8 protein-coding genes are annotated in these 12,990 nt (G+C 71.9%); 4 read left to right on the top strand and 4 right to left on the bottom strand.

Annotation, left to right across the window (positions count from 1 at the left end):
* Positions 1 to 156 precede the first annotated feature (156 nt).
* Positions 157 to 2,073 (bottom strand): translational GTPase TypA, encoded by a 1,917-nt coding sequence (gene typA / locus ACIRPP_RS13325; RefSeq protein WP_403641333.1) that lies wholly within the window; start codon positions 2,071 to 2,073, stop codon positions 157 to 159.
* A 357-nt stretch (positions 2,074 to 2,430) separates the two neighbouring features.
* Positions 2,431 to 4,689 carry an ABC transporter substrate-binding protein gene (locus ACIRPP_RS13320; protein ID WP_403641331.1) on the bottom strand — a complete coding sequence of 753 codons (2,259 nt, stop codon included), beginning with the start codon at positions 4,687 to 4,689 and terminating at the stop codon, positions 2,431 to 2,433.
* 289 nt (positions 4,690 to 4,978) lie between these two features.
* Here ACIRPP_RS13320 and ACIRPP_RS13315 point away from each other — a divergent pair, with 289 nt between their 5' ends.
* The 4 genes from ACIRPP_RS13315 (at position 4,979) to ACIRPP_RS13300 (ending at position 9,003) form a co-directional block, all read left to right on the top strand.
* Positions 4,979 to 5,272, top strand: a complete 294-nt coding sequence (locus tag ACIRPP_RS13315) for a hypothetical protein (protein ID WP_164349937.1) — start codon at positions 4,979 to 4,981, stop codon at positions 5,270 to 5,272.
* Between the two features lie 143 nt (positions 5,273 to 5,415).
* Positions 5,416 to 6,252 (top strand): hypothetical protein, encoded by an 837-nt coding sequence (locus tag ACIRPP_RS13310; RefSeq protein WP_403641328.1) that lies wholly within the window; start codon positions 5,416 to 5,418, stop codon positions 6,250 to 6,252.
* A 46-nt stretch (positions 6,253 to 6,298) separates the two neighbouring features.
* Complete coding sequence (locus tag ACIRPP_RS13305) at positions 6,299 to 8,242, top strand: fumarate reductase/succinate dehydrogenase flavoprotein subunit (protein ID WP_403641325.1); 1,944 nt, start codon at positions 6,299 to 6,301, stop codon at positions 8,240 to 8,242.
* Positions 8,239 to 9,003, top strand: coding sequence for a succinate dehydrogenase/fumarate reductase iron-sulfur subunit (locus tag ACIRPP_RS13300; RefSeq protein ID WP_403641322.1), 765 nt, complete (start codon positions 8,239 to 8,241; stop codon positions 9,001 to 9,003). Before ACIRPP_RS13305 ends, ACIRPP_RS13300 begins: the two co-directional genes overlap by 4 nt.
* 8 nt (positions 9,004 to 9,011) lie before the next feature.
* Here ACIRPP_RS13300 and ACIRPP_RS13295 read toward each other — a convergent pair whose 3' ends face one another.
* Complete coding sequence (locus tag ACIRPP_RS13295; RefSeq protein ID WP_403641320.1) at positions 9,012 to 10,172, bottom strand: hypothetical protein; 1,161 nt, start codon at positions 10,170 to 10,172, stop codon at positions 9,012 to 9,014.
* A 117-nt stretch (positions 10,173 to 10,289) separates the two neighbouring features.
* Positions 10,290 to 12,974, bottom strand: coding sequence for a SpoIIE family protein phosphatase (locus ACIRPP_RS13290; RefSeq protein WP_403641317.1), 2,685 nt, complete (start codon positions 12,972 to 12,974; stop codon positions 10,290 to 10,292).
* Positions 12,975 to 12,990: the final 16 nt, after the last annotated feature.

Raw genomic sequence — 12,990 nt, 5'->3', positions numbered from 1 at the left:
ACGCCGGTCCCGCGTCAGGCCGCACGCCGGTCCGGCCTCGGGCCCCACCCCGGTCCCGCCTTGGGCCGCACGCTCACGCCGGCCTCGGACCGCACGCCGGTCCGGGCCGCCCCGAAGGGCGGCCACAGGGCCCCGGAGGGCCCCCGGACTGGCGGATCAGCCGTGCTTGGCGCGGCTCGCGGCGCGGGCGCGCTCGCGGGCGTCCAGGTTCACCTTGCGGATCCGGATGGACTCCGGCGTCACCTCGACGCACTCGTCGTCGCGGCAGAACTCCAGCGACTGCTCCAGCGACAGCTTGCGCGGCGGCACGATGGACTCGGTCACATCGGCCGTGGAGGAGCGCATGTTGGTGAGCTTCTTCTCCTTGGTGATGTTGACGTCCATGTCGTCGGAGCGGGAGTTCTCACCGACGATCATGCCCTCGTACACCTCGGTGCCGGGCTCCACGAAGAGCACGCCGCGCTCCTGGAGGTTGGTCATCGCGAACGCGGTGACCGCACCGGCGCGGTCGGCGACCAGGGAGCCGTTGTTACGGGTCTGGAGCGTGCCGAACCAGGGCTCGTGGCCCTCGTGGATGGAGTGGGCGATGCCGGTGCCGCGGGTCTGCGTGAGGAACTCCGTACGGAAGCCGATCAGGCCGCGGGAGGGCACCACGAACTCCATGCGCACCCAGCCGGAGCCGTGGTTCGACATGTTGTCCATACGGCCCTTGCGCACACCCATCACCTGGGTGACCGCGCCCATGTGCTCCTCGGGCACATCGATCGTCATCCGCTCGACGGGCTCGTGCACCGCGCCGTCGACCTCCTTGGTGACGACCTGCGGCTTGCCGACGGTCAGCTCGTAGCCCTCGCGGCGCATCTGCTCGACCAGGATGGCCAGCGCCAGCTCGCCGCGGCCCTGCACCTCCCAGGCATCGGGCCGGTCGGTGTCCAGCACGCGCAGCGACACGTTGCCGATCAGCTCGCGGTCCAGCCGGTCCTTGACCTGACGGGCGGTGACCTTGCGGTCCTTCACGGCCGCCTTGTTGTCGGCGCCCTTGCCGCTGCCGCCACGGCCCACCAGCGGGGAGGTGTTGGTGCCGATGGTCATCGAGATCGCGGGCTCGTCCACCGTGATGAGTGGCAGCGGGACCGGGTTCTCCGGGTCGGCCAGCGTCTCGCCGATCATGATGTCCGGGATGCCGGCCACCGCGCAGATGTCACCGGGGCCGGCCTTCTCGGCGGGCTTGCGGGTGAGCGCCTCGGTCATCATCAGCTCGGAGATCCGCACGCTCTGCACGGAGCCGTCGCGCTTCATCCAGGCGACGGTCTGGCCCTTCTTCAGCTCGCCCTGGTGTACGCGCAGCAGGGCGATACGGCCGAGGAAGTTGTCCGCGTCGAGGTTGGTGACGTGGGCCTGCAGCGGGGCGCCCTCCTCGTAGGTGGGCGCGGGGATGTGCTGCAGGATCGTGGAGAAGAACGGCTCCAGGGAGTCGGAGTCCGAGGGGACCGTGCCGTCCTGCGGCTTGGTCAGCGAGGCGATGCCGTCACGGCCGCAGGCGTAGACGATCGGGAACTCGATCTGCTCCTCGTCGGCGTCCAGGTCCAGGAAGAGGTCGTAGGCCTCGTTGACGACCTCGTCGATCCTGCTGTCCGGGCGGTCCGTCTTGTTGATGCACAGGATGATCGGCAGCCGGGCCTGGAGCGCCTTGCGGAGCACGAAGCGGGTCTGCGGCAGCGGCCCCTCGGAGGAGTCGACGAGCAGCACGACACCGTCGACCATCGACAGCGCACGCTCGACCTCGCCGCCGAAGTCGGCGTGGCCGGGGGTGTCGATGATGTTGATCGTGATCGGGTCCCCGCCGTCCTTGGGGTGGTACTTCACCGCCGTGTTCTTGGCGAGGATCGTGATGCCCTTCTCACGTTCCAGGTCGCCGGAGTCCATCATGCGCTCGTCGACCTGGTCGAGCTGGTGGGCGGCGAAGGCACCGGCCTGCTTGAGCATGCCGTCGACGATGGTGGTCTTGCCGTGGTCGACGTGGGCGACGATGGCGACGTTGCGGATGTCGTGACGCTGGATGGACAAAGCCATGGGTTGGCGTACTCCCGGAATGGTGAGGAATGGCCCTGCGCAGACGGCTGTGGTGCGCGGACCCTGCCGGGCTGAACACGCCACGGCCTCTCCCCATGTTACGGGCCTCGCATCCCGCCGCCCGCGCGCAACGGCCCGCCCGGGCCCTCCGCACCCCCTGATCAGCGCCTCGCCGGGCTCCCCTCCACCACCGCCCTCGGGCGGAAACGCCGCACTCCACCGGCCCCGGAAGCCGGTCGGGGCGGCCGGCGGGGCCGTCGCCGAGGCCCTTCCGTCACCGCCCGGCGTGACCTGCCGCACAGTTTCGCGAGGGGCCGCCGGGAGGGCCGGACCGGCCCCCGCCGTGCGGCCCCGGGATCACTTCGCGCTGTGCGTCGCCCGCTCGCCCGCCGGGCCCTTGGCGCCCTTCTTGAGGAAGCCCATGTCCTCGTACACCGGGGAGCGGAATCCGAAGGCGCCCGCGTTGACCAGGTTCTTGCGGGCGGCCGTGAGCTGGGGGCGCTGGTAGAGGGGAATGGACCCGGCCGCCGCCCAGATCCGGGAGTCGGCCTTGCGGATCAGGGCGCTGCGCTCACCGTCGTCGAGCGTGGTGATGGCCTGGTCGAAGAGCTGGTCGACCTGGTCGGTGCCGACCCGGGTGTAGTTCTGCTCCACGTTCAGCGAGCCGTCGGCGGCCGGGACGGGCTTGGCGTAGACGGGGCGGGCGTCGGTGGCGGGGTAGGCGGTCGCGGGCCAGGAGTACAGGGCGAGGTCGTACTGGCCGGACGCGATGTGGTCCTTGAAGAAGCTGTCGTCCTCGACCTTGGTGACATCCGTGCGGATGCCGACCTCGGAGAGCATCTTGGTGATCCGGTCGGCCACGGTGCGCAGGACGTCGGAGCCGGGCCCGGAGGGGAGCACGAAGCGCAGGGTGAGCGCCTTGCCGTTCTTGGCGAGCGGGGCGGTCTCCGCCTTGGCCGGGGCGGCGGTGCCCTTGGGGGCGTACGCGCCGGGGGCCGTGCCCTGCTTCACCTGCTGGTGCTGGGGGCCGTCCTGGGCCAGGTGGTCCTCCCGGTCCCCCGCCGTCTCGCCGGGCGCCTTGCCGTCGTCCCCGCCGTCCTTCTTCTCGCCGTCCGCGTTCTTTTCCTTCGTGTCCTTCTTCTCGGCGTCCTTCTTCTCGTCCTCGCCGACGATGTACGTGCCGTCGTCGTCCTCGGCGTCCTTCCCGGAGCCCTCGGCCTTCTTCCCCTCGGAGCCGGCCGCCTTCTCCTTGTCCCCCTTCTCCTTCTCCACCGGGCCGCCCGGCACCCACCCGGCGTCCGCGAGGAGCGCCCGTGCCTCCTTGGCGTCCTGGTCGCCGAGGGCGCCGCTGTTGTCGGCGTAGGCGGCCTGGCCGGCCAGGGCGAGGTGGCTGCCGACCGGTTCGGCGGGCAGGCCGAGCGGCTTGAGGACCGCTTCGGCCAGGGCCCTGCGGTCCAGGGCCCGGGCCACGGCCCGGCGGACCCGCTCGTCGGCGAGGGGGCCCTCGGCTCCGTTGAGGGCGAGCTGGGTGTAGGCGGGCTCCAGGGACTTGCGGAGCTCGAAGGCGCCGAGGGCCTTCTGCTCCCGCGCCCGGGCCGCCGCCTTCTCGCGGGCGGTGGTCTCCTCCTCGGCGGCCTTCTCGTCCGAGCCGTTGGCGACGGCCCAGGAGTGCAGTGCCTCGGCGGAGGAGGAGGCGGCGCTGCCGGGGCCCATCAGGGGGGTGGCCCCGTCCCGCGCCGTGGCACTGACGGTGATGCGGCGGGCGGCGGAGGCGTCGATCTCCGCCAGGTCGATGTCCCCGGCGGCGAGCGCGGAGACCCGTTCGTCGCGGGGAACCGCCCGCAGCACGATCTTCTCCAGCCGGGCCGGGTCGCCCCACCACCGCGCGTTGCGGGTCAGGGTGACCTCGTCCTTCTTGCCGTCGACCTTCTTGACCTCGAAGGGGCCGGCGGTGACCTTGAGCTTCTTGCGGGCGCTGTCGTTGAAGGAGTCGGGCGAGCCCATGACCTCCTTGGGGTACAGCGGCGTGAACAGCGACCGCCAGTCCGCGTAGGCGCGGCTGAAGGTGACCTTGACCTCCAGGTTCCCCTTGCCGCGCTCGATCTTCTCGATGCGGTCGTAGCCGGCGTTGCGGGCGGTCCAGTAGGCGGTGTCCTTGCCGGACAGGGCGCGCCACTGGGCGGCGAAGTCGGCGGCGCCGATCTCGCGGCCGTCGCTCCACACGGCCTGCTGGTTGAGCTTGTAGAGCACGACCTGCTTGGGCTCGGTCTCGACGACCGCGGCGGACTCCAGGTAGTCGGGGTTGCGTTCCGGCCGTCCGCTCGCGTCCATGCGGAACATCGACGGCAGGACGGCCTGGGCGACCCGGACGGTGGTGGCGTCGGCGTCGGACTGGAAGGTGTTCAGGGTGTCCGGGACGGTGTCCACGGCCCAGCGCAGGGTGCCGCCGTCGGCGATCTTCGAGCGTTCCGCGGGGGCCACGTCCGCGCCGGCGAGCGGCTTGCCCGAGGGGTCCTCGGAGCTGCATCCGGCCAGGGCGGTCACCGCGAGCGCGCCCGCGGTGAGGAAGGTGATCGAGCGCAGGACCGCGCGCGGGCGGACTCCGTCGTGGGACATCTCTGGGTACCTCCGGAAGGCCGCGGGCGTTACGATCACTTTTGGCGGTATTTGGTGCTCATCTGATGTATGCGGCCACTGAAGAGGAAAGGGTTCGGCAACCGAGGGCGACACGGCGACCACGGCCGGGAAGCCCACCCGTGCGGCGCAACGCACCGGCCGGTGCGCCTGTGCGCCTCGGCCAATCGATGCACATCCCTTCACAGCACAAGGTGTGACGCGCGACACTCTCAGGCGCATGAACGTTGCCGCCTTGGGCCTGAAGGACCCGCGGAAGTGAGGGCAAGTCATGTCCGTGCACGACGAGCTGACGTCCGTCCAGCGCTGCCTCGACGACCTGATGCGGTCGGTGGGGCGCCTGGAGAAGCAGTTGGGCAGCGGTGGCCTGGAGATGCGCCGCGTCCGCACCGACACCGATCACCTGCGCGAGAGCGTGGCGCTGCTGCGGGAGACGGCGGCCGGTCCGGCCGGCGCGCCGCCGCGGCCCGACCTCGTGACCATCTCCGACACGCCGTACGACCCCTCGCTGTGGATCGACACCGACGACGAGGGACTCGGCGCCCGCGACCGGCGCGCCCCCTGACCCCGGCCCCGGCGGGCCCCGCGGCCCGCCGGCCCCCGTCCCCGACCCGACCCGACCCGACCACCACAGTCCTGTCCCCGACCCGACCACCGCAGTCCTGTCCCCGACCGCCGCGACTCGTCGACCCCTACCGGAGCGGACACGTGGCCACTGGTACGGAACCTCCCGCCACCGAACCCCATCCCCGCCGCGGCGGCGTACGAACGGGTACGCGCGCCGCGATCGCGGCCCCGCACCTGCGGACCGACCGCTGGTGGCTGGCCCCGGCCGCCACCGCGGCCGGTCTGCTGGCGTTCGTCGTCTATTCGACCTGGCGGGCCTTCGCGAACACCGATTACTACGCGGCACCGTACGTCTCGCCGTTCTATTCGCCCTGCCTGGCGGAGAACTGCGTGCCGATGCGGGCCGGACCGAACTGGGAGCTGTTCGGCAGCTGGTGGGGCATCTCGCCCGCGATCATCATCCTGATCTTCCCGCTGGGCTTCCGTCTGACCTGCTACTACTACCGCAAGGCCTACTACCGGGGGTTCTGGGCGTCCCCGCCGGCCTGCGCGGTGGCCGAACCGCACCGGACGTACACCGGTGAGACCCGCTTCCCGCTGATCCTGCAGAACGTCCACCGGTACTTCTTCTACGCGGCCCTGCTGGTCGCGCTCGTCCTGACCTACGACACCGTGCTGGCCTTCCGGGACGAGAACTACGCGTGGGGTCACATGGGCCTGGGCACCCTCGTCTTCCTGGTCAACATCGTGCTGATCTGGCTGTACACGATCTCCTGCCACTCCTGCCGGCACATCGTCGGCGGGAAGCTGAAGCACTTCTCCAAGCATCCGGTGCGCTACCGGATGTGGCAGTGGGTGGGGCGGCTGAACGCCCGCCACATGCAGCTGGCCTGGGCCTCCCTGCTGAGCGTGGCGCTCGCCGACCTCTACGTGTATCTCGTCGCCACCGGCGTCTTCGACGATCCGCGCTTCTTCTGACGGTGTCCGTGTTTCTGATGGCTTTCGATGACTGGGGCGTTGAGGAATGACCGTGGTCGACCGGCAGGAGTGGGACGTCGTCGTGGTCGGGGCGGGCGGCGCCGGACTGCGCGCCGCCATCGAGGCGCGCGAGCGGGGCGCCCGCACGGCCGTGATCTGCAAGTCGCTGTTCGGCAAGGCGCACACCGTGATGGCCGAGGGCGGCATCGCGGCGGCCATGGGCAACGTCAACTCCGGTGACACCTGGCAGGTGCACTTCCGCGACACGATGCGCGGCGGGAAGTTCCTCAACCAGTGGCGGATGGCCGAGCTGCACGCGCAGGAGGCACCGCAGCGGGTGTGGGAGCTGGAGACGTGGGGCGCGCTGTTCGACCGGACCGGGGACGGGCGGATCTCGCAGCGGAACTTCGGCGGCCACGAGTACCCGCGTCTCGCGCACGTCGGCGACCGGACCGGCCTGGAGCTGATCCGCACGCTCCAGCAGAAGATCGTGGCCCTCCAGCAGGAGGACTTCCGGGAGACCGGGGACTACGAGTCCCGGCTGAAGGTCTTCCAGGAGTGCACCGTCACCCGGGTGCTCAAGGAGGACGACCGCGTCTCGGGGGTGTTCGCCTACGAACGGGAGACCGGCCGCTTCTTCGTGCTCCAGGCCCCCGCGGTGGTGATCGCCACCGGCGGCATCGGCAAGTCGTTCAAGGTCACGTCGAACTCCTGGGAGTACACCGGCGACGGGCACGCCCTGGCCCTGCTGGCCGGGGCACCCCTGCTGAACATGGAGTTCGTGCAGTTCCATCCCACCGGCATGGTCTGGCCGCCGTCGGTGAAGGGCATCCTCGTCACCGAGTCGGTGCGCGGCGACGGCGGGGTGCTGCGCAACTCCGAGGGCAAGCGGTTCATGTTCGACTACGTGCCGGACGTCTTCAAGGACAAGTACGCGGAGTCCGAGGAGGAGGGCGACCGCTGGTACGAGGACCCGGACCGCAACCGGCGTCCGCCGGAGCTGCTCCCGCGCGACGAGGTGGCCCGCGCCATCAACGCGGAGGTCAAGGCCGGCCGGGGCTCCCCCCACGGCGGGGTGTTCCTGGACGTGTCCACGCGGATGCCGGCCGAGGTGATCAAGCGGCGGCTGCCGTCGATGTACCACCAGTTCAAGGAGCTGGCGGACGTCGACATCACGGCGGAGCCGATGGAGGTCGGCCCGACCTGCCACTACGTGATGGGCGGCATCGCCGTCGACTCCGACACGGCGGCGGCACGCGGGGTGCCGGGACTGTTCGCGGCCGGTGAGGTGGCCGGCGGCATGCACGGCTCGAACCGGCTCGGCGGGAACTCGCTGTCCGACCTGCTGGTCTTCGGCCGCCGGGCGGGCCTGCACGCCGCCGCGTACGCGGCCGGGGAGGGCGGCGGACGCCGGCCGCGGGTGGACGACCCGCAGATCGACACGGCGGCGGCGGAGGCGCTGCGGCCGTTCTCTGCCGAGTCGGAGGACGGGGAAGGGGACGACGGCCCGCCGGAGAACCCCTACACCCTGCACCAGGAACTCCAGCAGACCATGAACGACCTGGTCGGCATCATCCGCCGGGACCACGAGATGCGGCAGGCCCTTGAGAAGCTGGCGGAGCTGCGGGTGCGCGCCCGCCGGGCCGGGGTCGAGGGGCACCGGCAGTTCAACCCGGGCTGGCACCTCGCACTGGACCTCAGGAACATGCTGCTGGTCAGCGAGTGCGTGGCGCGGGCCGCCCTCGAGCGCACCGAGTCGCGCGGCGGCCACACACGCGAGGACCACGCCGCGATGGACCGCGTCTGGCGCAACGTCAACCTGCTGTGCCGGCTGACCGACCCCACGGGGGGTCTCGCGGCGACCGACCCCGTGCGCGGCCAGATCACCCTGTCGCGTGAGACCACCGAACCCATCCGCCCGGACCTGCTCGCCCTCTTCGAGAAGGAGGAGCTGGTCAAGTACCTCGCCGAAGAGGAGCTGTACGAGTGAGCAGCTACGAGGCCCGCTTCAAGGTGTGGCGCGGGGACGTGGACGGCGGCGGCCTGGAGGACTTCGCGGTCGAGGTGAACGACGGGGAGGTCGTCCTCGACATCATCCACCGCCTCCAGGCCACCCAGGCCCCCGACCTCGCCGTGCGCTGGAACTGCAAGGCCGGCAAGTGCGGTTCGTGCTCGGCGGAGATCAACGGCCGTCCCCGGCTGCTGTGCATGACCCGCATGTCGGTGTTCGGCCGCGACGAGACCATCACCGTGACGCCGCTGCGGGCGTTCCCGGTGATCCGGGACCTGGTGACGGACGTCGGCTTCAACTACACCAAGGCCCGGCAGGTTCCCGCGTTCGTGCCGCCGGAAGGTCTCGGGCCGGGCGAGTACCGGATGATGCAGGAGGACGTGGACCGGCCGCAGGAGTTCCGCAAGTGCATCGAGTGCTTCCTGTGCCAGGACGTCTGCCACGTGGTCCGCGACCACGAGGAGAACAAGCAGGCGTTCGCCGGGCCGCGTTTCCTGATGCGGGTCGCCGAGCTGGACATGCATCCGCTGGACGAGGCCGAGGAGTCCGGCCTGGACCGCAAGCGCACGGCCCAGGACGAACACGGTCTCGGCTACTGCAACATCACCAAGTGCTGCACGGAGGTCTGTCCCGAGGGCATCCGGATCACCGACAACGCGCTCATCCCGATGAAGGAGCGGGCGGCGGACCGCAAGTACGACCCGCTGGTGTGGCTGGGCTCGAAGATCCGGCGGCGGTAGCCGGGCCGTCAGGACGTGAGCCACCCCTCCCGGTACTCCTCCCAGTTCTTCTCCGTCGCCGCGAAGTCGATGTAGGGGGCGAGACCGAAGCGGTCGCGCCGGGGGTCCGTCCGGGAGAGGCCGAGGCGGGCGCCGCGCACGGCGGCGGCGACGGTCTCCGCATGGCCCCAGTGGCTGAAGTTGCTCTCGTGGTAGAAGGGCAGCCCCATCAGCAGGTGGGTGGTCGGCGGGGTGACCTCCAGGGCGAGGGAGGTCTGCAGGGCCACGTAGCCGCCGTAGCTGCTCTGCAGCGGCTGCGCCGTGTCGTACGACATCACGGCGATCTGGTCGACGCGCCGGGCGACCTGGCCGAAGAACCTCTGTGACCACCACTTGGGGTGGTCGGCGAAGACACCGGCGACGGTGTGCAGCGCGGGGAGCGGGTCGATCTGGTGGGCGGCCACGGACAGCGTGGCCCCGTGGGCGCGGGTGACGTCGCGCAGGTCGTCCAGGAGGGTGAGGTAGTCCCGGTCGTCGGAGTGCAGGGGCTCCAGGTCGAGGTGGACGCCCTCGTAGCCCGCGTCCAGGACCTGACCGGCGCTGCGGACGACCTCGGCGCGGGTGGCGGCGCGGTCCAGGTGCAGCCCGTCGGGGCCCCCGTTGGCGAGGACGTCCCCGAGGAAGGCCTGGACCCGGACGTCCGGCATCTCGCGGTGGACGGCGTCGATGAACCAACGGGCGCGCGGGTAGGCCGACTTCGGCAGGGTACCGTCGTGCTCCAGCGGCCCGGAGTGCACATACAGGTCGCGGATCCCGGTGCCCTCCAGGCGGCGGGCGAGGGCGGTGACGTCGGCGTCCTTCTTCCGCCCGTCGACCCAGGCGTGGCCGAGCCAGAGGGCGTCGCGGCCACGGCTGCGGGTCCCGTCGGCGGGGTCGCCGGTGTAGTTGATCCACAGGGCGGTCTGGGCGGCGAGCACGGGCAGCAGCAGCGCGAGCACCAGGACGAGGGCGGTGCGCCGGACCCGTCGCACCCAGGGTCTGCGGCGGACGGCGGCCTCGTCGCGGGTCCCGTCGGGCTCCGGTCCGTCGGGGCCGGGGGTGGTGCCCGTCCCGGCCGGACCGGGCTCGGGCCGGTCCGGCCGGCTCCCGGTGTCCGGTCCGGCGTCCAGCGGGTGGTCGGTCGGTTCCATGGCCGGATCCCCTCCCCGGCGGGCCCGCGGGCCCGCGTGGCTGATGTGTTCCGGGGAGGACGATCACCGGTGGCGCCCCGGTTGCGGGCGGCCGGCGCGGCGGCTCTTGGCGGCGGCTCAGAACAGGCTCAGCAGGGCCTCCGCCGGGTCGGTGAGGGTGGTGTCGCCGCCGGGGAGCGGCAGTTCGAACCAGACGGTCTTGCCGCGGGGCGTCCGGCGGGAGCCCCAGGCGGCGCTGAGCAGGCCGACCAGTTGCAGGCCCCGGCCGCCCTCGTCGGTGTCCCGGGCGCGGCGGCGGCGGGGCTGGACCAGGCCGGAGTCCCAGACCTCGCAGACCAGGGTGCGGTCGAGGAGCAGGCGGAGCCGGATCTCGCCCTCGCCGTACCGCAGCGCGTTGGTGACCAGTTCGCTGACCAGGAGTTCCGTGGTGTCGACGAGGGGTTCGAGGTCCCAGCCGAGGAGCTTGGCGCGGGCGTGTTCGCGGGCCCGGCCGACGCTGCGGGGCTCGCGCGGCAGGGTCCAGTCGCCGACGGACCCGGCGGGCAGTCCCTGGACGCGGGCCATCAGCAGGGCGATGTCGTCCTCGCCGTGGTGGGTGTCGAGGGTGTTGAGCACGTGGTCGCAGACGTCCTCGAGATTCGGACGGGTGCCGCCCGCGGGCGTCGCCGGCGTCGCGGACGGGTGGCCGGGCGATGTTTGGGCCGGGTCGGTGAGGGCGCCGACGAAGGCCTGGAGACCCTCGTCGAGGGGGTGATCGCGGCTTTCGACCAGTCCATCCGTGTAGAGCGCGAGCAGGGCGCCTTCGGGCAGTTCGACCTCGACCTCCTCGAAGGGCTCACCGCCCACGCCGAGGGGCATGCCGGGCGGCACGTCCAGCATCAGCGCGGGTTCGCCCGGTTCGACCAGGACGGGCGGCAGGTGGCCGGCGTTGGCGAAGGTGCAGCGTCTGGTGACGGAGTCGTAGACGGCGTAGATGCAGGTCGCCAGATACACCTCGGAGAGGTCGGCCTCGCGGGGGCGGCGGGCCGCCCGGGTGGCCTGGTGGATGCCGCCGGGGGCGCCGAGGCCCCGGGCGATCTCGTCCAACTGCGCGAGCACCTCGGCCGGTTCCAGGTCGAGCTGGGCGAGGGTGCGGACGGCGGTACGCAGTTCGCCCATGGCGACGGCGGCGCGCAGGCCGCGGCCCATGACGTCGCCGACGACGAGTGCGGTGCGGTGCCCGGGCAGTTCGATGACGTCGAACCAGTCGCCGCCGACCTCGCTGGGCCGGCCGGTGGCCGCGTTGCCGGGCAGGTACCGGCAGGCGATGTCGAGGCCGGAGGCCTCCGGGTCGCCGGGCGGGAGCAGGGAACGCTGGAGTATCAACGCGCGTTCGTGTTCGCGGCGGTACAGGCGGGCGTTGTCGATGCAGACGGCGGCGCGGGCGGCGAGTTCCACGGCGAGGTCGCGGTCGCGGTCGCCGAACGGCTCGCTGCCCTTGGTGCGGGCGAACCGGGCGAGCCCCACGACGGTGTCCTGGGCGACCATCGGCACGGCGAGGGTGGACTGCACGAGGCCGCCCTCCTCGCCGGGCACCGACTGGGGACGGGCGGTGCGCAGGGCGTCCGCGCAGGGCGAGTTGAAGGGGTAGTGGTGGACGGCGCCCAGCTTCACCGTCTCGCCGGTGGTGCCCAGGGGGGCCTCGGAGACGGCGCTGGCGAAGGCCACCCGGCGCACCTCCGCGCTGCCGTCGGCCAGGCCCTGCGGGGTCTCGTCGCCGGACAGCAGCCCCTGGTAGAGGTCGACGGTCGCCAGGTCGCAGAAACCGGGGACGACGACGTCGAGGAGTTCGCGTGCGGTGGTCTCCAGGTCGAGCGAGTTCCCGATCCGGGCACCGGCCTCGTTCAGCAGGGCGAGATTGCGCCGGGCGGCGGCGGCCTCGCGGGCGGCGGCACGACGGGCGGTGATGTCGATGCCGAGCCAGGCGATGCCGATGGGGCGCCCGCTGCCGCTGTGCACGCGGTAGAGGTTGACGGACCAGTGCCGGCGCTCCTCGGCGCCGGGGAGGTAGCCGGTCACGTGCATGTCGGTGATGGACTCGCCGGTCTGAAGCACCCGGCGCAGGGTCGCCTCGACGCGCTCCGCCTCACCGCGCGGCAGGTAGTCGTGGACGCCCTTGCCGCGGTGGTCGTCGGGGGTGCCGCCGAAGAGGGAGGCGAACCGCTGGTTGGCCCGGCGCACCCGCAGGTCGGGGTCGATCAGCACGAAGCCGAACGGAGATTGGCCGAATATGGCCTGCGAGGCGGCCAGGTCGGTCTCGATGCTGCGTAGCGTACGGACGTCGACCACGATGCAGACGGCGGCCTTCTCGCCGTCCTCGGTGCGGGTCGGCATCACATAGACCTCGGCGAGGCCCTCCCGGCCGTGCTCGCCCTCGCGGGCGCCGTCCTCCGCCGTGTGCGGCAGCCGGACGGGGACGACCCCGGTCCACTCGCGGCCGTCGAGGATCTCCGCCATCTTGCGCTGGCCCTGCTCGCGCCGGGCCGGGTCGACGAACGCGGCGATCGGGTCCATGCCGACGGCCCGTTCGGCCGGGACGCCGAGGAGCTGCTCGGCGCGCAGGCTCCACTGGTCGACGAGGCCGTCGGGGCCGATGGAGAACGAGGCGACCTTGATGTAGTCGTACATGGAGCCGGGCGGGCTGCTCTGCCACATCATGTCGGCGGACGGGGCATCGCCTGAGGAGAGGCCGTCCGCGGCCTCCGTCATCGCGCCGCCCGACGGGTCCTCGGACCCCGTCGCCTTCGCTGGTATCTCGCTCACGCGAACCGTCCCCTCC

Source organism: Streptomyces sp. NPDC101219, assembly GCF_044767675.1.
In the GTDB taxonomy this organism is placed as follows: domain Bacteria; phylum Actinomycetota; class Actinomycetes; order Streptomycetales; family Streptomycetaceae; genus Streptomyces.
The sequence above is the reverse complement of the archived record's forward strand: the minus strand, read 5'-3'. Positions and strand labels throughout refer to the sequence as shown.

Bases quoted from the DNA above. Each gene is read 5' to 3' on its own strand.
- ACIRPP_RS13315 (WP_164349937.1), top strand. From the start codon at position 4,979: ATGTCCGTGCACGACGAGCTGACGTCCGTCCAGCGCTGCCTCGACGAC.
- typA (WP_403641333.1), bottom strand. From the start codon at position 2,073: ATGGCTTTGTCCATCCAGCGTCACGACATCCGCAACGTCGCCATCGTC.
- ACIRPP_RS13295 (WP_403641320.1), bottom strand. From the start codon at position 10,172: ATGGAACCGACCGACCACCCGCTGGACGCCGGACCGGACACCGGGAGC.
- ACIRPP_RS13320 (WP_403641331.1), bottom strand. From the start codon at position 4,689: ATGTCCCACGACGGAGTCCGCCCGCGCGCGGTCCTGCGCTCGATCACC.
- ACIRPP_RS13305 (WP_403641325.1), top strand. From the start codon at position 6,299: ATGACCGTGGTCGACCGGCAGGAGTGGGACGTCGTCGTGGTCGGGGCG.